Annotated in this window: 21 protein-coding genes and 1 other annotated feature; all 21 genes read left to right on the top strand. The window is 49.1% G+C overall.

Features of this window, described 5'->3' with window-relative positions; translation table 11 throughout:
• The first annotated feature begins 98 nt into the window (after positions 1–98).
• The 21 genes from pgeF (at position 99) to pyrE (ending at position 21,565) form a co-directional block, all read left to right on the top strand.
• Positions 99–923, top strand: a complete 825-nt coding sequence (gene pgeF / locus BV455_RS03555; RefSeq protein ID WP_017434715.1) for a peptidoglycan editing factor PgeF — start codon at positions 99–101, stop codon at positions 921–923.
• Positions 923–1,600 (top strand): YggS family pyridoxal phosphate-dependent enzyme, encoded by a 678-nt coding sequence (locus BV455_RS03550; protein WP_017434716.1) that lies wholly within the window; start codon positions 923–925, stop codon positions 1,598–1,600. Before pgeF ends, BV455_RS03550 begins: the two co-directional genes overlap by 1 nt.
• Before the next feature lie 12 nt (positions 1,601–1,612).
• Entirely contained in the window at positions 1,613–2,050 is a 438-nt protein-coding gene (locus BV455_RS03545; protein WP_017434717.1) for a cell division protein SepF, read from the top strand.
• Positions 2,051–2,056: 6 nt separating this feature from the next.
• The gene (locus BV455_RS03540) at positions 2,057–2,326 is read left to right on the top strand and encodes a YggT family protein (RefSeq protein ID WP_061580228.1); all 270 of its coding nucleotides are present in this window, start codon (positions 2,057–2,059) and stop codon (positions 2,324–2,326) included.
• A 50-nt stretch (positions 2,327–2,376) separates the two neighbouring features.
• Entirely contained in the window at positions 2,377–3,150 is a 774-nt protein-coding gene (locus BV455_RS03535) for a YlmH family RNA-binding protein (RefSeq protein ID WP_017434719.1), read from the top strand.
• Positions 3,151–3,224: 74 nt separating this feature from the next.
• Entirely contained in the window at positions 3,225–3,737 is a 513-nt protein-coding gene (locus BV455_RS03530; RefSeq protein ID WP_174407472.1) for a DivIVA domain-containing protein, read from the top strand.
• Positions 3,738–3,783: 46 nt separating this feature from the next.
• Positions 3,784–4,004: a binding site (T-box leader), on the top strand.
• 178 nt (positions 4,005–4,182) lie between these two features.
• Positions 4,183–6,954 carry an isoleucine--tRNA ligase gene (gene ileS / locus BV455_RS03525; RefSeq protein ID WP_042407206.1) on the top strand — a complete coding sequence of 924 codons (2,772 nt, stop codon included), beginning with the start codon at positions 4,183–4,185 and terminating at the stop codon, positions 6,952–6,954.
• Between the two features lie 291 nt (positions 6,955–7,245).
• Positions 7,246–7,548 (top strand): hypothetical protein, encoded by a 303-nt coding sequence (locus BV455_RS20235; RefSeq protein WP_223845315.1) that lies wholly within the window; start codon positions 7,246–7,248, stop codon positions 7,546–7,548.
• Positions 7,502–8,110, top strand: coding sequence for an IS200/IS605 family accessory protein TnpB-related protein (locus BV455_RS03520; RefSeq protein WP_409993890.1), 609 nt, complete (start codon positions 7,502–7,504; stop codon positions 8,108–8,110). Before BV455_RS20235 ends, BV455_RS03520 begins: the two co-directional genes overlap by 47 nt.
• A gap of 251 nt (positions 8,111–8,361) precedes the next feature.
• Positions 8,362–8,829 carry a signal peptidase II gene (gene lspA, locus BV455_RS03515; protein ID WP_174407470.1) on the top strand — a complete coding sequence of 156 codons (468 nt, stop codon included), beginning with the start codon at positions 8,362–8,364 and terminating at the stop codon, positions 8,827–8,829.
• Complete coding sequence (locus BV455_RS03510) at positions 8,830–9,744, top strand: RluA family pseudouridine synthase (RefSeq protein WP_017437155.1); 915 nt, start codon at positions 8,830–8,832, stop codon at positions 9,742–9,744.
• A gap of 181 nt (positions 9,745–9,925) precedes the next feature.
• The gene (gene pyrR, locus BV455_RS03505) at positions 9,926–10,465 is read left to right on the top strand and encodes a bifunctional pyr operon transcriptional regulator/uracil phosphoribosyltransferase PyrR (RefSeq protein WP_017437154.1); all 540 of its coding nucleotides are present in this window, start codon (positions 9,926–9,928) and stop codon (positions 10,463–10,465) included.
• Between the two features lie 136 nt (positions 10,466–10,601).
• A complete protein-coding gene (locus BV455_RS03500) occupies positions 10,602–11,909 on the top strand; it encodes a solute carrier family 23 protein (protein WP_026078634.1) in 1,308 nt (435 codons plus the stop codon).
• A gap of 179 nt (positions 11,910–12,088) precedes the next feature.
• Complete coding sequence (locus BV455_RS03495) at positions 12,089–13,015, top strand: aspartate carbamoyltransferase catalytic subunit (protein WP_017437152.1); 927 nt, start codon at positions 12,089–12,091, stop codon at positions 13,013–13,015.
• Positions 12,978–14,261: a dihydroorotase gene (locus tag BV455_RS03490; RefSeq protein WP_017437151.1), complete on the top strand. Its 1,284-nt coding sequence runs from the start codon at positions 12,978–12,980 to the stop codon at positions 14,259–14,261. The genes BV455_RS03495 and BV455_RS03490 overlap by 38 nt, the downstream gene beginning before the upstream one ends.
• A complete protein-coding gene (locus tag BV455_RS03485; protein ID WP_017437150.1) occupies positions 14,262–15,356 on the top strand; it encodes a carbamoyl phosphate synthase small subunit in 1,095 nt (364 codons plus the stop codon). It begins immediately after the preceding gene.
• On the top strand, positions 15,349–18,546 hold the full coding sequence (gene carB, locus BV455_RS03480; RefSeq protein WP_218687759.1) for a carbamoyl-phosphate synthase large subunit: 3,198 nt from the start codon (positions 15,349–15,351) through the stop codon (positions 18,544–18,546). The genes BV455_RS03485 and carB overlap by 8 nt, the downstream gene beginning before the upstream one ends.
• A complete protein-coding gene (locus BV455_RS03475; RefSeq protein ID WP_218687758.1) occupies positions 18,543–19,316 on the top strand; it encodes a dihydroorotate dehydrogenase electron transfer subunit in 774 nt (257 codons plus the stop codon). Before carB ends, BV455_RS03475 begins: the two co-directional genes overlap by 4 nt.
• Entirely contained in the window at positions 19,313–20,254 is a 942-nt protein-coding gene (locus BV455_RS03470) for a dihydroorotate dehydrogenase (RefSeq protein ID WP_017437147.1), read from the top strand. Before BV455_RS03475 ends, BV455_RS03470 begins: the two co-directional genes overlap by 4 nt.
• On the top strand, positions 20,226–20,945 hold the full coding sequence (gene pyrF, locus BV455_RS03465; protein WP_017437146.1) for an orotidine-5'-phosphate decarboxylase: 720 nt from the start codon (positions 20,226–20,228) through the stop codon (positions 20,943–20,945). Before BV455_RS03470 ends, pyrF begins: the two co-directional genes overlap by 29 nt.
• A complete protein-coding gene (gene pyrE / locus BV455_RS03460) occupies positions 20,942–21,565 on the top strand; it encodes an orotate phosphoribosyltransferase (RefSeq protein ID WP_017437145.1) in 624 nt (207 codons plus the stop codon). The genes pyrF and pyrE overlap by 4 nt, the downstream gene beginning before the upstream one ends.
• Positions 21,566–21,617 lie beyond the last annotated feature (52 nt).

Below are 21,617 nucleotides of genomic sequence, written 5' to 3'. Positions count from 1 at the left end.
ATTAAATGATAAATAATGGTTATCACGTTTAAGCAAACTATGATAAAATAGGAAAAAAAGTGATAAAAATCAACAAAAAAAGCATGAGGTTGGCGAACATGTCTGACATTTTTCAACAAGTAGACAAGGAGTTGCTGTTACTGCAGCCGTCGTATCCGTTCACCGAAGTAACGGCTGGCTTTACGACAAAACACGGTGGGATGAGCAGCGGTGCGTTTGCGACATTCAATTTAGGGCTGCATGTCGGCGACGACCGTGCTGTCGTTGTCCGCAACCGCCAGCGTTTGGCGGATTTGTTGCAATTTCCGCTTGAGAGATGGATCTGTTGCGAGCAAATACATGGCGCCCGCATTGAAAAGGTCAAAGCTAGCCAAAACGGAAGAGGAGCGGCAGATTATTCATCCGCCATAGCGGGTACGGATGGTTTATATACAGACGAAGCAGGAGTGCTGATTGCTTTATGCTTTGCCGACTGCGTACCGCTTTATTTTATTGCGCCAAAACATGGCATGATCGGGCTTGCCCATGCCGGATGGAAAGGAACGGTAAAAAATATTGCTGGAGAAATGGTCCGGCTTTGGCAGGAGCGAGAGCATATTCCGCTTGCTGACATCTATGTGGCGATCGGTCCTTCGATTGGCGCTTGCTGCTATGTAGTCGATGACCGCGTAATTGTGCATGTGGATCGCGTTTTACAGGGAGAACAGCCGCTTCCGTATCGGCAAGTAAGCCCTGGTCAATATGCGCTTGATTTAAAAGCATTGAATCAAATGCTGCTAATGAAGGCAGGCATCCGTAAAGACCATATTTACGTTTCTTCATACTGCACAAGCTGTGCCGATCATTTGTTTTTCTCCCATCGCCGCGATCAAGGCAAAACGGGGAGAATGATGGCGTTTATCGGCAGGAAGGAGGAAAAATGATGACGGTTCGCGACAATTTAGCCATAATTCGCGAAAATATTGAAGCAGCATGCCAGCGCGCCGGACGCGACCCTGCCGACATTCGCATCGTCGCCGTGACGAAATATGTAAGTGTAGAGCGGGCGCGCGAGGCGCTAGAAGCCGGCATTACCGATTTAGGCGAAAACCGCGACGATGGACTGCTGCAAAAATATAGCGTGTTGGGAGACAAAGCGACATGGCATTTTATCGGCACCCTGCAGTCGCGAAAAGTAAAAAATATCATTGATAAAGTCGACTATATTCATTCGCTGGATCGCATGTCGCTGGCGAAAGAAATTGAAAAGCGGGCGACAAAGCCGGTAAAATGCTTTGTGCAAGTAAATGTTTCCGGCGAAGCAACGAAACATGGACTAGCCGTGGACGAAGTCATTCCTTTTATTGAGCAGCTGCACGATTTTTCCCATATTCAAGTGGTTGGCTTAATGACGATGGCGCCTTATACCGATGACGAAGCGGTATTGCGGGCGTGTTTCCGTCAATTAAAATTATTGCAAGAAAATGTACAAGCATTACAGATTGCCAATGCACCATGCACGGAATTGTCGATGGGAATGTCCAATGATTATGTGATTGCCATCGAGGAAGGGGCAACATTCATTCGGCTTGGCACAGCGCTAGTCGGCAAACAATTTTAGGAGGTGGAACCGATGGGTTTAATAAAAAAATTCAAAGATTATTTTTTAGAGGAAGACTATGAGGAGTATGAAGAAGAATATGAAGAGGAATATGGGGAAGTGGAAGAAGCGCATCCGCCTGCAAAGGGAAACGCAAAAGCGAATGTCGTAAGCTTGCAAAGCGTGCAAAAGTCATCGAAAGTCATATTAATTGAGCCGCGGGCATACGCGGAGGCGCAGGAAATCGCCGATCATTTAAAAAACCGGCGCGCGGTGATTGTCAATTTACAGCGGATTCAGCACGAGCAGGCGAAACGAATCGTCGACTTTTTAAGCGGCACGGTATACGCGATTGGCGGCGATATTCAGCAAGTCGGCACGAAAATTTTTTTATGCACGCCAGACAACGTCGATGTCAGTGGCTCGATTTCGATTGATAGCGAGGACGATAGAACAATAAAGAGGTGGTAGCCGTTTATGGACAGCTTGCTTTGGTTTTTGACAACATTGATTCAAATTTATTCGTATGCGCTTATTATTTATATTTTGATGTCGTGGTTTCCAAACGCCCGCGACACGAAAATCGGGCAGATGCTAGCGTTGATTTGCGAGCCGTATTTAGAGCCGTTTCGCCGTATTATCCCGCCGATTGGGATGATTGATGTGTCGCCGATCGTCGCTTTTTTGGTGCTGGAATTTGCGACAAGGGGGCTGCATGCCTTGTTTTATATGTTAAATTTAGTGTAGGGGAATCCATAAGCGGGTTCCTTTCTTCATGAAAATTAAGGAGTGAACCAATGGAAATATATCAGCATTTTCGCAAGGAGGAGCATCATTTTATTGACCAGGTGCTTGAGTGGCAAGAAGCGGTCAAACGGCAGTACGCTCCTAAGCTCACCGATTTTTTAGATCCGCGCGAGCAGCAGATTGTCGAAAGCGTCATCGGCCGCGATGACGAAGTCCGCGTTTCCTTTTTCGGCGGCGCCCCGTTGGTGGAACGGAAGCGGGCGCTTCTGTACCCGCCGTATTTTCAGCCGAGAGAAGAAGATTATGAAATTGCCTTATTTGAAGTCCATTATCCGAGCAAATTTGTCAGCTTGGAGCATCGGCAAGTGTTAGGGGCGCTGATGTCGCTTGGTTTAAGGCGCGGAAAATTTGGCGATATTTTGTGCAAAGAAGAACAAATACAATTTCTTGCGGCAAACGAGGTAGCGGAGTATGTCCGCCTTCATTTGCATGCAATCGGCAATGCGACAGTTTCGTTAGAACAAAAACCTCTTTCAGACATCCTGATGCTGGAAGAAACGTGGCAAGAGGCGCTGATTACCGTTTCGTCATTGCGGTTAGACGCGATCTTGTCCCAAGCTTTTCACGTCTCGCGGCAGAAAATGCAATCCGCTATTGAAAACGGGCTTGTCAAAGTCAATTGGAAAGTAATCGAGCAGGCGCATTTTGAATGCAGGCAAGGAGATGTTCTTTCGGCGCGCGGATTTGGCCGCTGTAAAATCATGGACATTGAGGGAAAGACAAAAAAAGAAAAGTGGCTTATCCGCATCGGCCTGCAAAAATAATCGAATAATGGCAGGAATTTATAGAGCAATGTCGAATGATAAGAAAAGGAACTATGCAAACGGAGGTGGCCATTGTGCCTTTAACGCCATTAGATATTCATAATAAAGAATTTAGCCGTGGGTTTCGCGGCTATAATGAAGATGAAGTCAATGAGTTTCTTGATCAAGTGATTAAAGACTACGAAATGGTGATTCGCGAAAAAAAGCAACTGGAAGAAAAGGTAACGGAATTGACGGAAAAGCTCAATCACTTTACAAATATAGAGGAAACATTGAACAAATCGATTCTCGTCGCCCAAGAAACGGCGGAAGAAATAAAGCGCAACGCGGAAAGGGAAGCGAAGCTCATCATTAAAGAGGCGGAGAAAAACGCGGAGCGCATCATTAGCGAGGCGCTGGCGAAGTCGCGGAAAATCGTGATGGAAATTGAAGATTTAAAGCGGCAGTCGAGAGTGCTTCGCACCCGTTTCCGCATGCTGGTCGAAGCGCAGCTTGAAATGCTAAATAGCAGCGACTGGGACGATTTAATGGAATTTAAAGTACCGGAAGTGGATGCAGAAAAAAAAGAAGAGCTGTCGCAATCTTGACGGCAGCCGATTTTTTCGCATATAATATCCAATAAAACGGACATATGTACTGACGATGAAAGGGACAGTAGCTCTTTCACCGCTTATTACAGCGAGCTGGGGATGGTGGAAGCCCGGCATAAGCGAAAGAGTGAAGATCACCCTGGAGTTCCATGCCGAACGGAAAAGAAGTAGGCCATGGCGCGTCATTCACGTTACGAATGCAAAGTGGGCTATGTGATACATAGTCAATAAGGGTGGTACCGCGAGACCGTTCTCGTCCCTTTTTGGGAGAGGGCGGTTTTTTCTATTTTGCGATACGACCGCTTTTCTGATAACAAAGGCGCTCTTTTACCGCCATGGCGGGGAGCCGTGGAAAAAGCGTCATTATCTGCTTCTGTCACGAACATATGGCAATGCCTTCTCCACATGGATGATAGATCATACGATGCAAGGAGGAATGAATATGGATTATAAAGAAACACTGTTAATGCCGCAGACCGACTTTCCGATGCGCGGCAATTTGCCAAAACGAGAGCCGGAAATGCAAAAGAAATGGGAAGAAATGGACATTTACCGCAAAGTGCAGGAACGGACAAAAGGCCGACCGCTGTTTGTGCTTCATGACGGCCCGCCGTATGCCAACGGCGATATTCATATGGGGCATGCTTTAAATAAAATTTTAAAAGATATTATCGTCCGCTATAAATCAATGAGCGGCTATTGTGCACCATATGTTCCGGGCTGGGATACGCATGGTCTGCCGATTGAAACGGCGCTTGCAAAAAAAGGCGTCGACCGCAAATCGATGAGCGTTGCGGAATTCCGCAAGCTTTGCGAGCAATACGCCTACGAACAAATCGATAACCAGCGCAAGCAATTTAAGCGCCTTGGCGTGCGCGGCGACTGGGAAAACCCATATATTACGCTGAAACCGGAATATGAAGCACAGCAAATTAAAGTGTTTGGCGAAATGGCGAAAAAAGGGCTGATTTATAAGGGCTTAAAGCCGGTTTATTGGTCTCCGTCAAGCGAATCGGCATTGGCGGAAGCAGAAATTGAGTATAAAGACAAACGTTCGCCATCGATTTATGTCGCGTTTTCGGTCAAAGATGGAAAAGGCGTATTGGATGGAGACGAAAAAATTGTGATCTGGACGACGACGCCATGGACGATCCCGGCCAACTTGGCGATCGCGGTTCATCCGGATTTGGCCTATCAAGTCGTGGAAACAAACGGCCAAAAATACGTTGTTGCCGCCGCATTGCTAGAAGCAGTTGCCAAAGAAATCGGCTGGGATGAGTGGAATGTGGTAAAAACGGTCAAAGGCAAAGATTTAGAGTACGTCGTGGCCAAACATCCGTTTTATGACCGCGATTCTTTAGTCGTCTGCGGGGAACATGTAACGACAGACGCCGGTACGGGCTGCGTCCACACCGCACCTGGACATGGGGAAGACGACTTTATCGTTGGGCAAAAATACGGTCTCGGCGTGCTCTGCCCGGTTGATGAGCGCGGCTATATGACGAGCGAAGCGCCAGGCTTTGAAGGAATGTTTTACGATGAGGCAAACAAAGCGATTACACAAAAATTAGAGGAAGTCGGTGCGCTGTTAAAGCTTGGGTTTATTACGCACTCGTATCCGCACGACTGGCGTACGAAACAACCGACGATTTTCCGGGCGACAACACAGTGGTTTGCATCCATTGATAAAATCCGCGGTGAATTGCTCCAAGCCATTAAAGAAACAAAATGGATTCCGGAATGGGGTGAAATCCGCATCCATAATATGATCCGCGATCGCGGCGACTGGTGCATTTCCCGTCAGCGTGCATGGGGCGTGCCGATTCCGGTCTTTTACGGAGAAAACGGCGAGCCGATCATTACCGATGAAACGATCGAACACGTATCGAATTTATTCCGCCAATATGGTTCGAATGTTTGGTTTGAACGCGAAGCAAAAGACTTGCTGCCGGAAGGATTTACCCATCCGTCCAGCCCGAACGGCATCTTTACGAAAGAAACAGACATTATGGACGTATGGTTTGATTCCGGTTCTTCGCATCAAGCGGTTCTTGTAGAACGTGAGGATTTGCAGCGCCCGGCCGATTTATACTTAGAAGGTTCGGACCAATACCGAGGCTGGTTTAACTCGTCGCTGTCCACGGCGGTTGCTGTTACCGGAAAAGCACCGTATAAAGCGGTGTTAAGCCATGGTTTTGTTCTTGACGGCGAAGGGCGGAAAATGAGCAAGTCGCTTGGCAACGTGGTCGTGCCGGCGAAAGTAATGGAACAGCTTGGCGCCGACATTTTGCGGCTTTGGGTCGCTTCCGTCGATTATCAAGCTGACGTTCGCATTTCCGACAGCATTTTAAAACAAGTTTCCGAAGTGTATCGCAAAATTCGCAACACATTCCGCTTTATGCTCGGCAACTTGTTTGACTTTAACCCGGAAACCGATGCCGTTTCGGTGAACGAATTGCGCGAAGTCGACCGCTATATGCTCGCTAAATTAAACCGGTTGATTGAAAAAGTAAAACATTCATACGAAACGTATGATTTTGCGGCGATTTACCATGATGTGAACCATTTCTGCACCGTCGATTTAAGCGCGTTTTATTTAGATTTTGCCAAGGATATTTTATATATTGAAGCGGCCAATGACCGCGCCCGCCGCTCGATTCAAACGGTCTTATACGAAACGGTTGTCGCGTTGACGAAGCTGGTCGCGCCGATTTTGCCGCATACGGCTGATGAAGTATGGGAGCACATTCCAAACCGGAAAGAAAAAGCGGAAAGCGTTCAGCTTGTCGATATGCCGGAACCGGTGGCGCTCGATGGCGAAGACGAGTTGATCGCCAAATGGGATGCGTTTATGAACTTACGCGATGATGTGCTTAAAGCGCTAGAGGTGGCGCGCAATGAAAAAGTGATTGGCAAATCATTAACGGCAAGCGTTGCCGTTTATCCAACAGACAACGCGCGGCAGCTGCTGCAATCTATTTCCGAAGACTTAAAACAATTATTTATCGTATCTGAATTCACGATTGCCGGCGATTATGATCAAGCGCCAGAAGAGGCGCAAAAATTGGCCAATGTCGCGGTCATCGTCAAACCAGCAGAAGGAGAAACATGCGAGCGCTGCTGGGTAGTGACGCCGGAAGTAGGAAAAGATGCTGATCATCCGACATTATGTCCGCGCTGCGCCCATATTGTAAAAGAACATTATTCCGCCTAAAGCTGGCGGAGCTGCCGAAATTGCGGCGGCTCCGCTGTTTTTATCGCATCATCCAATTGTCTATCATTGCCTGATTATGCTACAATGCATTAGGTATGAGGAGGTATAAGCAGTTTTTTAAACATCTATCATGTAGATATCTCCTGTTATTGGACGTGGAGAGGTCGATGTTCTCCATCTTCTTCCATCTTATGATAAAAAATTATCTCCCCCTTCCTCATGTAAAAAGGAAATGAAGAAGATTTAGCGAATATATGTTCTCAAAGATCCAAACAAGGGGAAGGCAAGGAGATGAAAACGGCTCGGGGGATGAAAATCGTTTCCGATGATGAAACACAACTTCACTCATTAGACGAGTTGATGCGCGTCTTTGGTTCCGCGAAGCGATACGCGTTCAACCGTTTGCTGGAGGGAAGGGGCGCAAAAGACATCATCAAGCACCTCCCGCACCAATTTCGGCTTAACAAACGGTATGCCGAAGATGCGGTCTTGCTTGTTCAATCACTGATTTCTTCTCAACGTGAGTTGCTTCCAACGCGTTTGGAGGATGTGCAGGCGAAAATTCATCCAATCAAAAGTGTTTTACTGTCATGAACTCGAATATGTGCGAGCGGATAAACGAAACAACATCGTTGGAGAAACCGTACGAGATGTGTATGACTGGCTGCTTCAAGAAAACGTTGGGGCAGTGGTCATCGAAAACATTCAACTAAGACAGCAGCATGATACAGACAAACGATTCAATCGCCTCACCCATAATTTTAAAAAGAAAAAGCTGACGGAAATGATCGTCCGTCGGGGCTTACGGCTTGGGTTTCGCGTCAAAAAAGTGAATCCGGCGTATACCAGTGTTATCGGGCGTTTCAAGTATATGAAGAAGTACGGTTTATCCGTTCATGAAAGTGCCGCTTTGGTGATTGGCAGACGGGGATTAGGGTATCAGGAACGATTGCCAAAAGAACTCATTCACATCATAAAAACGAAAGTGAAGCGCCATTTGATTGCCGTGTTAGGGTCGATGGAAGAATCCTACAAGCAATCGAAAAGCGGAACAAAACAACGGCAATATCTAGGTATGATGTTAAAAAAGATAGAGAACTTCAAAGAGGAACATGAATGGTCATTATGGAATATCCTGCACAATGTTGTTGGCTGAACCAGTACCAAATTCAACTGAGGGAGGTGTAGACCTGGTTACTAAAATCGTTGTCGTGTACGGACCGAGGGAAGGAATGGTGCACGACAGGCGCCGTCGCTAACAGCGAGCCACGGGGTGTCTTTCACGGCAGGTGAATGACAAGGGAGATTCCCTTCCCGATGGAACTCGGTGAGAATCCGAGCGGTAAGCGGTGTTTCCTGGTTCCATCGCGATGTGTCGGTTTTTATAGATTTTAGTAACCAGGTAATATGGTGATATACTATATCATTGCACTGGCAGTCGTCGCCATCGATCAATGGACAAAATGGCTTGTAGTAAAGTATATGAGGCTTGGGGAAAGCATCCCCATTATTCCGAACGTGCTTTACATTACGTCCCATCGCAACCGAGGCGCAGCGTGGGGAATTTTGCAAGGACAGTTTTGGCTGTTTTATTTGATCACCGTTATTGTTGTCATCGGACTCATTGTGTATATCCAACGCTTGCCGCGCGGAGAAAGATTGTTTGGCGTTGCCCTTGGCTTGATGCTCGGCGGGGCGATCGGCAATTTTATTGATCGTCTTTTCCGCAAGGAAGTGGTCGATTTTATCCATGCGTATATTGGTACATATAGCTTTCCCGTATTTAATATTGCCGATTCAGCGCTGACGATTGGCGTTGCTCTTCTTTTTATCAAAATGTTTTTCTTTGCGACATCAGAAAAGGAGAATCAGTAAATGGAAGTCGTACAGTTTCACATTGACGAAGAATACGACAACGAACGCATTGACAAGGTCATTGCCGCGTTAAATGAAGAATGGTCGCGTTCGAAAGTACAGCAGTGGATCAAAAACGGGCTTGTCACCGTCAATGATCGGTCTGTGAAAGCCAATTATAAATGCGAAGCAGGGGATGTGGTCGTCATCCGTCTGCCGGAGCCGGAGCCGCTTCATGTCGAGCCGGAACCGATTCCGCTTGATATTTATTATGAGGACGCGGATGTGCTGGTGGTGAATAAACCGCGCGGCATGGTCGTCCATCCGGCTCCCGGGCATATGCGCGGCACGCTCGTCAATGCTTTGCTTGCCCATTGCACCGATTTGTCCGGCATTAACGGCGTGCTTCGTCCAGGCATTGTCCATCGTATTGATAAAGATACATCCGGTTTGTTGATGGTGGCGAAAAATGACGTTGCGCATCAGTCGCTTGTTGACCAGCTCGTGAAAAAAACAGTGACGCGCAAATATAAGGCGATTGTCCATGGCGTCATTCCGCACGACTATGGTACGATCGACGCGCCGATCGGCCGCGATAAACGGGACCGTAAAAAAATGGCGGTCACCGAAGAAAACGGAAAAGAAGCAGTCACTCATTTTCGTGTGCTCGAACGCTTTCGACACTATACGTTTATCGAATGCCAGCTGGAAACAGGCAGAACGCACCAAATTCGCGTCCATATGAAATATATCGGCTATCCGCTTGCTGGCGACCCGCAATACGGACCGAAAAAGACGCTGCCGATCGACGGGCAGGCGCTGCATGCCGGCGTGCTCGGATTTACTCATCCGCGCACTGGCGAATATTTGGAATTTGAGGCGCCGCTTCCACCCGAATTTGAAGCAATTTTACAATGGCTGCGAAAAAATGATTGACAACTTCAGCGCGAACACATACAATGAACTCAGGTGAATAAGAACCTTTAAATTCAGTCCTGTGAGGCTGAGAAGGGGTCGGATGAAGGAAATAAAAATCGTGGCATGTCCTTGTTGTGCGTGTACGAACGGTTCCTCTCGCTTCTCAGGCGGGAGGATTTTTTTGTGGAGGTGAATCGACGTGCAAAAGGCTGTCGTGATGGATGAACAGGCGATCCGCCGCGCACTGACGCGCATTGCTCATGAAATTATTGAACGCAACAAAGGGATTGACGATTGTGTGCTGATCGGCATTAAAACGCGCGGCATCTATTTAGCGAGACGGCTGGCAGAACGGATTGAGCAAATTGAGGGCAGCTCCATTCCAGTCGGCGAATTGGATATCACCTTGTATCGCGATGATTTAACGGTCAAAACAGCGGATCACGAGCCGCTGGTGAAAGGAACGAATGTACCGTTTGAGGTGACCGATAAAAAAGTTATCTTAGTCGATGATGTGCTGTTTACAGGACGAACGGTGCGCGCGGCGATGGATGCGGTGATGGACCTCGGACGTCCTGCACGAATTCAGCTTGCGGTGTTGGTGGACCGCGGCCATCGCGAACTGCCGATTCGCGCTGATTTCGTCGGCAAAAACGTGCCGACTTCGAGTTCGGAGTTGATTGTTGTCGAGCTAACCGAAGTCGATGAGTTGGATCAAGTGAGCATTCATGAAAAGTAAATGTCATCCCTTTTAAGCGCAGTCCCGCGAGGCTGCAAAAGGGACAGAATAGGCGAAGACTATCTCTGTACCCTCTTTGCACCCTCAAGGGCAAAGAGGGTTTTTTTATGCAAAACGAGAAAGGAGTTTGCAAATGATGAACAAACCGGTATTGGATATTCAAGATCGGCCATCGGCCATGCAATGGCTTACGCTTAGTTTGCAGCATTTATTCGCGATGTTTGGGGCGACGATTTTAGTGCCTTATTTAGTCGGCTTAAGCCCGTCGATCGCCCTTATTACGAGCGGGCTTGGGACACTTGCCTTCCTGATCATTACGAAATGGCAAGTCCCTGCGTATCTCGGCTCTTCCTTCGCCTTTATCGCGCCGATTATCGCGGCGAAAACGGCAGGCGGAGCGGGAGAAGCAATGATCGGCAGCTTTCTAGCCGGACTCGTGTACGGCATCGTTGCGCTCATCATTAAAAAAGCAGGCTACCGTTGGATTATGAAGCTGTTGCCGCCGATTGTCGTCGGGCCGGTGATCATCGTGATCGGCCTCGGGCTGGCCAACACGGCAGTGGGCATGGCAATGAACAATCCTGACGGCAAATACAGCTTCACTTACTTTTCGGTCGCGCTTGTCACGCTGGCGGCAACGATCGTCTGCTCCGTGTTTTTGCGCGGCATGCTCAGCCTAGTTCCGGTATTAGTCGGAATTATCGTTGGCTATATATATGCCCTTATCGTCGGGGTGGTCGACTTGGCGAAAGTCGCGCAAGCAAAATGGTTTGAAATGCCGGATTTCCTCCTGCCATTTATCGATTATCCAGTTCACATCACATGGGATATTGTCATGCTGATGGTGCCGGTGGCGGTCGTGACGCTATCGGAACATATCGGACACCAGCTTGTCTTAAGTAAAGTCGTCGGGCGCGATCTTATTCAAAAACCGGGATTGCATCGCTCGATTTTAGGAGACGGAACGGCGACGATGATTTCCGCGCTGCTCGGCGGTCCGCCGAAAACAACGTACGGCGAAAACATCGGAGTGCTGGCGATCACGCGCGTATACAGCGTCTACGTGCTCGCCGGAGCGGCGGTGATTGCAATTATCTTCGGCTTTGTCGGCAAAGTCACTGCGCTGATCAGTTCAATCCCGACTCCGGTCATGGGCGGCGTGTCGATCTTGTTGTTCGGAATTATCGCCTCCTCCGGTTTGCGCATGCTTGTCGATAGCCGCATCGATTTCGGGGATAAACGCAACTTAGTCATCTCTTCTGTTATCTTGGTCATTGGAATCGGCGGAGCCGTCTTAAAAATAACTGATGGGTTTCAAATTCAAGGAATGGCGCTGGCGGCGATTTGCGGTGTCATCTTAAACCTTATTTTGCCAGGACGCCCGGAAGCACAAGAAAACATGTTTGAAGTGGAAACGGAGAAAAACAATGATCATGTTGCATAATGACACCTTTTAATTAAGTCCAGAGAGACTTAAAAGGGTGTTACGACGAAAAGGAAAAAGGGTAGGCCGTTGTTTGGAAAGCCGACGGCTGTTTTCTGAGCCCTTTTTGCGAACGGTGTAACACCCTGTCTCTAGGCAGGGTGTTTTTTTATGAAAAATCAAGCAAAGGAGCGAAAACCATGACGCATTTGTTTACATTATCCGAACTGTCCGTCACGGAAATTACGCGATTATTAGAGGATGCGGAGCAATTTAGAAACGGCTATTTTTGGCGTCCATCTGAACCAATGTTTGTCGCCAACTTGTTTTTCGAACCAAGCACACGGACAAAATGCAGCTTTGAAATGGCGGAGCGGAAACTAGGGCTTCACGTCATCCCGTTTGATGCGGATATGTCGAGCGTGCAAAAAGGGGAAACGCTGTACGACACGATTCGCACGCTTGAGTCCATCGGAGTGAACGCCGTTGTCATTCGCCATTGGGAAGACGCGTATTTCGAATCTCTCCGCCATTCAATTCGCATCCCAATCATTAACGCCGGGGACGGCTGCGGGCATCATCCGACGCAATCGCTCTTAGATTTGCTTACTATACGGCAAGAGTTTGGCACGTTTTCCGGGTTAACGGTGGCCATTATTGGTGATATCCGCCACAGCCGCGTCGCCCGCTCGAACGCAGAAGTGCTGACAAGATTGGGGGCAAAAGTGCTGTTTTCAAGCCCAGAAGCATGGAAAGACGAGGCAAATCCATACGGAATGTACGTCGATATCGATAAGGCGGTGGAAGCGGCGGACGTTGTCATGCTGCTGCGCATTCAGCATGAACGTCACGCGGAAAAAATGGGGCTGACGAAAGAACAGTATCACAAACGGTACGGACTGACGGTAGAGCGGGCTAAACGCATGAAACGTACGAGCGTGATTCTCCACCCCGCGCCGGTCAATCGCGATGTTGAAATCGAAAGCAGTCTTGTGGAATCGGAACGTTCCCGCATTTTTAAGCAAATGGAAAACGGCGTTTATGTACGGATGGCGGTGCTAAAACGAGCAATAGAAGGGAGAATGAAAAATGGCGATTATATTAAAAAATGGCATGTTGTTCAATAACGATGGTGTACTCGAACGGATCGAGCTGAAAATCGAAAACGGCGTCATTGCCGCGATGGGCCGTGAGATACAGAGCGAAGCAACGGATGAAGTCATCGATGTGCAAGGCAAGCTCATTTCTGCAGGATTGATCGATTTGCATGTTCATTTGCGCGAACCAGGCGGCGAAGCGAAAGAAACGATTGCAACCGGAACGCTGGCGGCGGCGAAAGGCGGTTTTACGACGGTGGCGGCAATGCCAAACACCAATCCGGTGCCCGATACGAAAGAACAAATGGAATGGCTTTGCGAACGGATCCGTGAAACGGCTTATGTCAATGTGCTTCCATATGCTGCGATTACTGTGCGTCAGCAAGGTGAAGAACTGACTGATTTTGCCGCATTAAAAGAAGCAGGCGCGTTCGCCTTTACCGACGACGGCGTCGGCGTGCAGTCGGCCGGCATGATGTATGAAGCGATGAAGCGCGCCGCTATGCTCGATATGGCGATTGTCGCCCATTGCGAAGATAATACGTTAATCAATCACGGGATTGTTCATGATGGCGAATTCGCGCGCCGCTACAAACTTAACGGCATTCCTTCCGTGTGCGAGTCGGTACATATCGCGCGCGATGTGCTGTTGGCGGAAGCAACAGGCTGTCACTACCATGTGTGCCACATCAGCACAAAAGAATCGGTGCGCATCGTCCGCGATGCGAAGCGGGCGGGCATTCGCGTCACCGCGGAAGTAACGCCGCACCATCTTCTTTTATGCGATGAAGATATTCCAGGTCCTGACGCAAATTATAAGATGAATCCGCCGCTGCGCAGCAAAGAAGACCGCGCGGCGTTAATCGAGGGATTGCTTGATGGAACGATCGATTTTATCGCCACCGACCACGCACCGCATACGGAAGCGGAAAAACAAAAAGGAATCAACGCTGCCCCATTTGGCATTGTCGGCTTGGAAACAGCGTTTCCGCTTCTTTACACCCATTTGGTCGAAACGAATATGTTGACGCTAAAACAGCTCATCGATTTGCTGACGGTGAAGCCGGCTGAATGTTTCGGCCTGCCGCTTGGAAAACTTGCGGTCGGCGAGCGGGCGGATATTACAGTAATCGATTTAGAGGCCGAAGAAACGATTGATCCACAAACGTTTGCATCGAAAGGAAAAAATACGCCGTTTGCCGGCTGGACGTGCAAAGGCTGGCCAGTGATGACGTTTGTCGGCGGAAAACTAGTTTGGCGGAAAGGGAGAGAGTAAATGAAACGACAGCTTGTATTGGAAGACGGTTCGTTCTTTATCGGGGAGGCGTTCGGCAGTACGGAAAAAACGATCGGCGAAGTAGTGTTTAATACGGGAATGACCGGGTATCAAGAAATTTTAACCGATCCTTCGTATTGCGGGCAAATCGTGACGATGACTTACCCGCTCATCGGCAACTACGGCATTAACCGCGACGATTTTGAATCGATTGAACCGCATATTCACGGGCTGATTGTCAAGGAAGTATGTAATGTGCCGTCGAACTGGCGCAACGAGATGACGCTTGATGAATATTTAAAAGAAAAAAAGATTCCTGGTTTAGCAGGGATTGATACGCGTAAATTGACGCGCATTATCCGCCAGTACGGGACGCTGAAAGGGATGATTTGCGACTTGGATGTCAGCGTGCAAGAGGTTGTCGAATACTTGAAAACAACGGCACTGCCGCGCGACCAGGTCAAACGCGTCTCAACGAAAAGCGCATATCCGAGCCCGGGACGGGGCTACCGCGTCGTCCTCGTTGACTTCGGCATGAAACACGGCATTTTGCGCGAGCTGAACAAACGGAATTGCGACGTCATCGTCTTGCCATACAACGCAACCGCAGAACAAGTCCTTCGTTTGCATCCAGATGGGGTGATGCTCTCAAACGGTCCTGGCGATCCAAAAGATGTGCCGGAAGCGATTGAAATGATTCGAGGAATTCTTGGAAAAGTGCCGATTTTCGGCATCTGCCTTGGCCATCAGCTGTTTGCCCTCGCCTGCGGAGCCGACACGGAAAAAATGAAATTCGGCCATCGCGGTTCGAACCATCCAGTAAAGCATTTGGCGACGGGAAAAGTGGCGATCACTTCGCAAAACCACGGCTATACCGTAAAAAAAGAATCATTAAAGCACACAAGATTAGAAGTAACGCACATCGCTTTAAACGACGGCACGATCGAAGGATTGCGCCATCTTGATTATCCGGCGTTTACGGTGCAGTATCATCCGGAAGCATCACCTGGTCCTGAGGACTCCAACTCGTTATTTGATGAGTTTATCGTGATGATTCGCGAGTTTAAAAAGAAAGGGGAAATCGTCCATGCCTAAACGCCAAGACATTAAAACGATTTTAGTGATCGGTTCCGGACCGATTGTCATCGGCCAGGCGGCGGAGTTTGATTATGCGGGAACGCAGGCGTGCCTTGCGCTAAAGGAAGAAGGGTATAAAGTCATTTTAGTCAACTCCAATCCGGCCACCATCATGACCGATACGGAAATCGCCGACAAAGTGTATATGGAGCCGCTTACGTTTGAGTTTGTATCCCGCATTATCCGCAAAGAACGCCCAGACGCGATTTTGCCGACGCTTGGCGGACAGACGGGATTGAACTTAGCAGTCGAGCTTGCCAAAGCGGGAGTGCTTGCAGAATGCGGTGTCGAAATATTGGGAACAAAACTCGATGCGATTGAAAAAGCGGAAGACCGCGAGCAATTCCGCGCACTCATGAACGAACTCGGCGAACCGGTTCCAGAAAGCGAAATTATTCATAGTTTAGAAGAAGCGTACGCTTTTGTTGAAAAAGTCGGCTATCCCGTCATTGTCCGCCCGGCGTTTACGCTCGGCGGCACCGGCGGCGGCATCTGCGCGAACGAGGAAGAATTGATCGATATCGTTTCGACTGGATTAAAACTAAGCCCGGTGCATCAATGTTTGTTAGAAAAAAGCATCGCCGGCTATAAAGAAATCGAGTATGAAGTGATGCGCGACGCCAACGATAACGCGATCGTCGTCTGCAACATGGAAAATATCGATCCGGTCGGCATCCATACGGGTGATTCGATTGTCGTTGCCCCAAGCCAGACGTTAAGCGACCGCGAATATCAATTGCTGCGCAACGCATCGCTCCGCATTATTCGCGCCCTTGGCATCGAAGGAGGCTGCAACGTGCAGCTGGCACTGGACCCGCATAGCTTCCATTATTACGTCATTGAAGTGAATCCGCGCGTCAGCCGTTCATCGGCGCTCGCATCGAAAGCGACCGGCTACCCGATTGCCAAGCTCGCTGCGAAAATTGCCGTCGGCTTAACGTTAGATGAAATTATCAACCCGGTTACGGGTAAAACGTACGCTTGCTTTGAACCGGCGCTCGATTATGTCGTGACGAAAATTCCACGCTTTCCGTTCGATAAATTTGAATCGGCGAATCGTCATCTTGGCACGCAAATGAAAGCGACAGGCGAAGTAATGGCGATCGGACGGACGTTCGAGGAATCGCTGTTAAAAGCGGTGCGTTCTTTAGAAACGGGCGTTTACCATCTTGAACTCAAGGATGCGGAAAACATCCCGGATGAAGTAATGGAAAAGCGGATTCGCAAAGCTGGAGACGAACGTCTCTTCTATATCGCCGAAGCGCTGCGCCGCGGCTTTACTGTCGGGCAAATTCACGAATGGAGCCAAATTGACCGCTTTTTCTTAACAAAAATCGAAAACATCATCCGTTACGAAACGGTCATCCGTGACCATGCAGGGGATATCGAAGTGCTGCGGAAAGCAAAAGAAATGGGCTTTTCCGATGTAGCCATCGCCAAGCTCTGGAACATCAGCGAGCGCGGCGTGTATGAGATGCGCAAACAAGCAGGAATCCTTCCTGTATATAAGATGGTGGATACGTGCGCGGCGGAATTTGAATCAGAAACACCGTATTACTATAGCACGTACGAAGATGAAAACGAATCGACCGTCACCACCCGCGAAAGCGTCGTGGTGCTGGGATCGGGACCGATTCGCATCGGACAAGGCATTGAATTCGATTATGCAACCGTTCATTCCGTCTGGGCGATTAAAGAAGCGGGCTATGAAGCGATTATTATTAACAACAACCCGGAAACGGTGTCGACAGATTTCAGCATCTCCGACAAGTTGTATTTTGAGCCGCTTACGATTGAAGATGTCATGCATGTCATTGACTTAGAGAAGCCAGTTGGAGTCATCGTCCAATTCGGCGGCCAGACGGCGATCAACCTAGCGGCGGAATTAGCGGCGCGCGGCGTCTGCATTTTAGGAACGTCGCTGGAGGATTTAGACCGTGCCGAAGACCGTGACAAATTTGAACAAACGTTATCAGAGCTAGGGATTCCAAAGCCGGAAGGGAAAACAGCCTTTTCCGTTGAAGAGGCGGTGCGGATTGCCGAAGAAATCGGCTATCCGGTGCTCGTTCGTCCATCGTACGTGCTTGGCGGCCGCGCAATGGAAATCGTCTATCAAGAAGAGGAACTATTGCATTACATGGAGAACGCTGTCAGGGTCAACCCGCAACACCCGGTGCTCATCGACCGCTATTTAATCGGAAAAGAAATCGAAGTGGACGCGATTTCCGACGGAGAAACGGTGTTGGTCCCGGGAATTATGGAACATATCGAGCGGGCCGGCGTTCACTCGGGAGATTCGATCGCCGTTTATCCGCCGCAAACGTTAACGAAGGACATCAAGCAAAAAATCGTCGATTGCACGATCAAATTGGCACGGGGACTGCGCATTGTCGGACTGTTAAACATTCAGTTTGTCATGTACCAAGGAGAGGTATATGTTCTTGAAGTCAATCCGCGTTCAAGCCGCACGGTGCCGTTTTTAAGCAAAATTACCGGCGTGCCGATGGCGAACATTGCCACGAAAGTGATTTTAGGCGCGAAGCTCGCGGAACTTGGCTATGAAACGGGCTTGAAACAAGAAAGCGAAGGCGTATATGTGAAAGCGCCGGTCTTCTCGTTTGCCAAACTACGCAACGTCGATATTTCGCTCGGTCCGGAAATGAAATCAACCGGCGAAGTAATCGGCAAAGACGTCACCTTTGAAAAAGCGTTATATAAAGGGCTAGTCGCTTCGGGAATCCATATTCGTCCATACGGTGCTGTCTTATTGACTGTTGCAGATAAAGATAAAGAAGAAGCGGTGGAACTTGCAAGACGTTTCCATCAAATTGGCTATCAGCTGCTGGCGACAAACGGCACGGCAGAAGCGTTAAAAGCGGCGGACATTCCGGTAACCGTCGTCAATAAAATCCATTTGGCATCACCAAACATTTTAGATGTCATTCGCCAAGGGAAAGCGCAAGTCGTCATCAACACGCTGACGAAAGGAAAGCAGCCGGAAAGCGACGGCTTCCGCATCCGCCGCGAAGCGGTCGAAAACGGCATTCCATGTTTAACTTCGCTCGATACGGCGCGGGCGATGCTGCAAGTCATCGAATCGATGACATTTTCGACAACGGCGATGACGCAAGGGCTGGTGCATGCGTGATGAAACGTGAACACATGACGGTTGTCCGTCACGAACAGATTGCGAAAAACATTTACGAGATAACGTTAAGCGGCCATTTAGTCGAGGAAATGAATGCACCAGGCCAATTTGTCCATGTGAAAGTGACTCCGCAAGCCAATCCGCTTTTGCGCCGTCCGCTTAGCCTTTGCCGCATCGATCAAGACGCGAGCGAATGTACACTCATTTACCGGAAAGAAGGAATTGGCACCACCTTGCTTTCGGAAAAACGGCCGGGGGAAACAGTCGATGTGCTCGGTCCGCTGGGAAACGGATTTCCGCTTGACGCTGTAGAGAAAGGACAGCGTGCGCTCCTTGTCGGCGGGGGCATCGGCGTCCCTCCGCTTTACGAATTAGCGAAACAGCTTGTCGAAAAAGGAGTTATCGTCACGAATGTGCTCGGATTCCAAACAAAAGACGCCGTCTTTTACGAACAGGAATTTTCTATGTTTGGCGAAACATATGTGGCGACGGTGGATGGTTCGTACGGAATGAAAGGGTTTGTCACCGATGTGATCGATCAGCGAGACATTTCATTTGACGTGCTGTACGCGTGCGGGCCAAAACCGATGTTAAAGGCGCTGGAACAAGCGTTTCCGCACAAAGAAGTATATCTTTCGCTGGAAGAGCGGATGGGATGCGGCATTGGTGCGTGTTTTGCCTGCGTCTGCTGCGTCCCTGACAGTGAAACGGCGTATAAAAAAGTATGCAGCGACGGTCCTGTATTTAAAGCTGGGGAGGTGGTATTATGAACCGTTTGGCGGTTGAACTGCCGGGGCTTTCACTGAAAAATCCGGTGATGCCAGCGTCAGGCTGTTTCGGATTTGGCCGCGAATACGCACAATTTTATGATTTAAGCAAGCTCGGCGCGATTATGATCAAAGCGACAACAAAAAAACCTCGCTTTGGCAACCCAACGCCAAGGGTAGCGGAGACGCCAAGCGGGATGTTGAATGCGATCGGCCTGCAAAACCCCGGCTTGGAAAAAGTAATGGAAGAAGAGCTGCCGTGGCTTGCGCAGTTTGACGTGCCGATTATTGCGAACATTGCCGGCTCGACGATGGAGGAATATGTAGAGGTTGCCAAACATATTTCCAAAGCGCCAAACGTTTGCGCGCTCGAGCTCAATATTTCCTGCCCGAATGTTAAAAAAGGCGGGATTGCGTTTGGCACCGTTCCGGAAATTGCTGCTGAACTCACGATGCTTGTCAAAGAAGTGTCCGAAGTACCTGTCTATGTCAAGCTCTCGCCAAACGTCGCCAACATTGTCGAGATGGCGAAAGCGATCGAAGCGGCGGGCGCGGATGGGTTGACGATGATTAATACGCTTCTTGGCATGCGCATCGATGTGAAAACCGCCAAGCCGATTTTAGCGAACCGAACCGGAGGTTTATCGGGACCAGCGATTAAGCCGATTGCAATTCGCATGATTTACGAAGTCAGCCAAGCTGTTTCGATCCCGATTATCGGCATGGGCGGCATTCAATCGGCCGAAGATGTCATTGAATTTTTCTATGCCGGCGCCAGCGCCGTCGCGGTCGGAACGGCCAATTTTATCGATCCGTTCGTTTGCCCGAACATCATCGATAAGCTGCCGACTTTGCTGGATGAGCTGGGAATCGGCCATATTTCCGAATGCACAGGAAGGAGCTGGAAAAAAGGTGAACGATCCGTTTATTGTGGCGCTTGATTTTCCAACATTAGAGGAGGCAAAAACGTTTTTACAATCGTTTCCGAATAAATCGTTATTTCTAAAGGTCGGCATGGAATTATACTATCAAGAAGGTCCTGCGATCATCCATTACTTAAAAGAGCAAGGACACCGCATTTTCCTTGATTTAAAGCTGCATGACATTCCGAATACGGTCAAGCGCGCCATGCAAGGACTAGCCCGCTTAGGGGTTGATTTAGTCAACGTCCATGCCGCCGGCGGAACGCGAATGATGGAAGCGGCGCTGGAGGGACTGGAAGCGGGAACGCCAAACGGAGCGCGCCGTCCATATTGCATTGCGGTCACGCAGCTGACAAGCACAAGCGAGCAAATGCTGCATAACGAACTTTGGATCGACCGGCCGTTGGAAGAAACGGTGCTCCATTATGCGTCGCTGGCGAAAAAAAGCGGCCTTGACGGCGTCGTCTGCTCGGCAAAAGAAGTGCCGCTTATTCGCAAGCATTGCGGAGAAGCCTTTTTGACCGTTACCCCAGGGATTCGTTTTGCCGATGACGAGAAAAATGACCAAGTCCGCGTCGTCACCCCATATGAAGCAAGAAAGCTTAGCGCAAGCTTTATTGTGGTTGGCCGAAGCATTACCCGCGCAGAAAATTCAGTTGCGGCTTACAAGCGTTTGCAACAGGAGTGGAAGGGAGAAGAGAAGGAATGAAAAAAGAAATCGCCACACATTTACTCGAAATCGGTGCGGTATCGCTAGAGCCAAATGAACCGTTCACCTGGTCGTCTGGGTTGAAATCACCGATTTACTGTGACAACCGGCTGACACTCGCGTATCCGCACGTACGAAGCGCAATTGCTGACGGGCTCGCTGCACTCATTCACACCCATTTTCCAGATGCCGAAGTGATCGCCGGAACGGCAACGGCAGGAATTCCGCATGCTGCTTGGGTGAGCGAGCGTCTTAACTTGCCAATGTGCTACGTGCGTAGCCAAGCCAAAGGCCACGGAAAAGGAAAGCAGATTGAAGGAAAAGTGGAAAAAGGACAAAAGGTTGTGGTTGTCGAAGATTTGATTTCTACCGGGGGCAGCTCATTAAAGGCTGTTCGCTCCCTAAAAGAAGCGGGCTGCAATGTGTTTGGTGTCGTCGCTATTTTTACGTACGGACTGGAAAAAGCAAAACAAGCGTTTGCGGAAGAAAACGTTTCGATCTATACGTTGACCGATTATGACACGCTGATCGAGACCGCCGTTGCGTTAGGTTTCGTTACCGGACAAGATCTGGCAACGTTGCGCAAGTGGCGGGAAAACCCGGAAGAGTGGGGGAAATAAAATGGATGTGGTTAGGGAGAGCGCACGCTGAATGCGCTCTTTTTTCATGATC

It is taken from the genome of Parageobacillus caldoxylosilyticus, assembly GCF_019272935.1.
In the GTDB taxonomy this organism is placed as follows: domain Bacteria; phylum Bacillota; class Bacilli; order Bacillales; family Anoxybacillaceae; genus Saccharococcus; species Saccharococcus caldoxylosilyticus.
The sequence above is the reverse complement of the archived record's forward strand: the minus strand, read 5'-3'. Positions and strand labels throughout refer to the sequence as shown.

What these genes read in the sequence shown, in the direction of transcription:
- pgeF (WP_017434715.1), top strand. Translation starts at nt 99, where the DNA reads ATGTCTGACATTTTTCAACAAGTAGACAAGGAGTTGCTGTTACTGCAG.
- BV455_RS03550 (WP_017434716.1), top strand. Translation starts at nt 923, where the DNA reads ATGACGGTTCGCGACAATTTAGCCATAATTCGCGAAAATATTGAAGCA.
- BV455_RS03545 (WP_017434717.1), top strand. Translation starts at nt 1,613, where the DNA reads ATGGGTTTAATAAAAAAATTCAAAGATTATTTTTTAGAGGAAGACTAT.
- BV455_RS03540 (WP_061580228.1), top strand. Translation starts at nt 2,057, where the DNA reads ATGGACAGCTTGCTTTGGTTTTTGACAACATTGATTCAAATTTATTCG.
- BV455_RS03535 (WP_017434719.1), top strand. Translation starts at nt 2,377, where the DNA reads ATGGAAATATATCAGCATTTTCGCAAGGAGGAGCATCATTTTATTGAC.
- ileS (WP_042407206.1), top strand. Translation starts at nt 4,183, where the DNA reads ATGGATTATAAAGAAACACTGTTAATGCCGCAGACCGACTTTCCGATG.
- BV455_RS20235 (WP_223845315.1), top strand. Translation starts at nt 7,246, where the DNA reads ATGAAAACGGCTCGGGGGATGAAAATCGTTTCCGATGATGAAACACAA.
- BV455_RS03520 (WP_409993890.1), top strand. Translation starts at nt 7,502, where the DNA reads ATGTGCAGGCGAAAATTCATCCAATCAAAAGTGTTTTACTGTCATGAA.
- lspA (WP_174407470.1), top strand. Translation starts at nt 8,362, where the DNA reads ATGGTGATATACTATATCATTGCACTGGCAGTCGTCGCCATCGATCAA.
- BV455_RS03510 (WP_017437155.1), top strand. Translation starts at nt 8,830, where the DNA reads ATGGAAGTCGTACAGTTTCACATTGACGAAGAATACGACAACGAACGC.
- BV455_RS03500 (WP_026078634.1), top strand. Translation starts at nt 10,602, where the DNA reads ATGAACAAACCGGTATTGGATATTCAAGATCGGCCATCGGCCATGCAA.
- BV455_RS03495 (WP_017437152.1), top strand. Translation starts at nt 12,089, where the DNA reads ATGACGCATTTGTTTACATTATCCGAACTGTCCGTCACGGAAATTACG.
- BV455_RS03490 (WP_017437151.1), top strand. Translation starts at nt 12,978, where the DNA reads ATGGCGATTATATTAAAAAATGGCATGTTGTTCAATAACGATGGTGTA.
- BV455_RS03485 (WP_017437150.1), top strand. Translation starts at nt 14,262, where the DNA reads ATGAAACGACAGCTTGTATTGGAAGACGGTTCGTTCTTTATCGGGGAG.
- carB (WP_218687759.1), top strand. Translation starts at nt 15,349, where the DNA reads ATGCCTAAACGCCAAGACATTAAAACGATTTTAGTGATCGGTTCCGGA.
- BV455_RS03470 (WP_017437147.1), top strand. Translation starts at nt 19,313, where the DNA reads ATGAACCGTTTGGCGGTTGAACTGCCGGGGCTTTCACTGAAAAATCCG.
- pyrE (WP_017437145.1), top strand. Translation starts at nt 20,942, where the DNA reads ATGAAAAAAGAAATCGCCACACATTTACTCGAAATCGGTGCGGTATCG.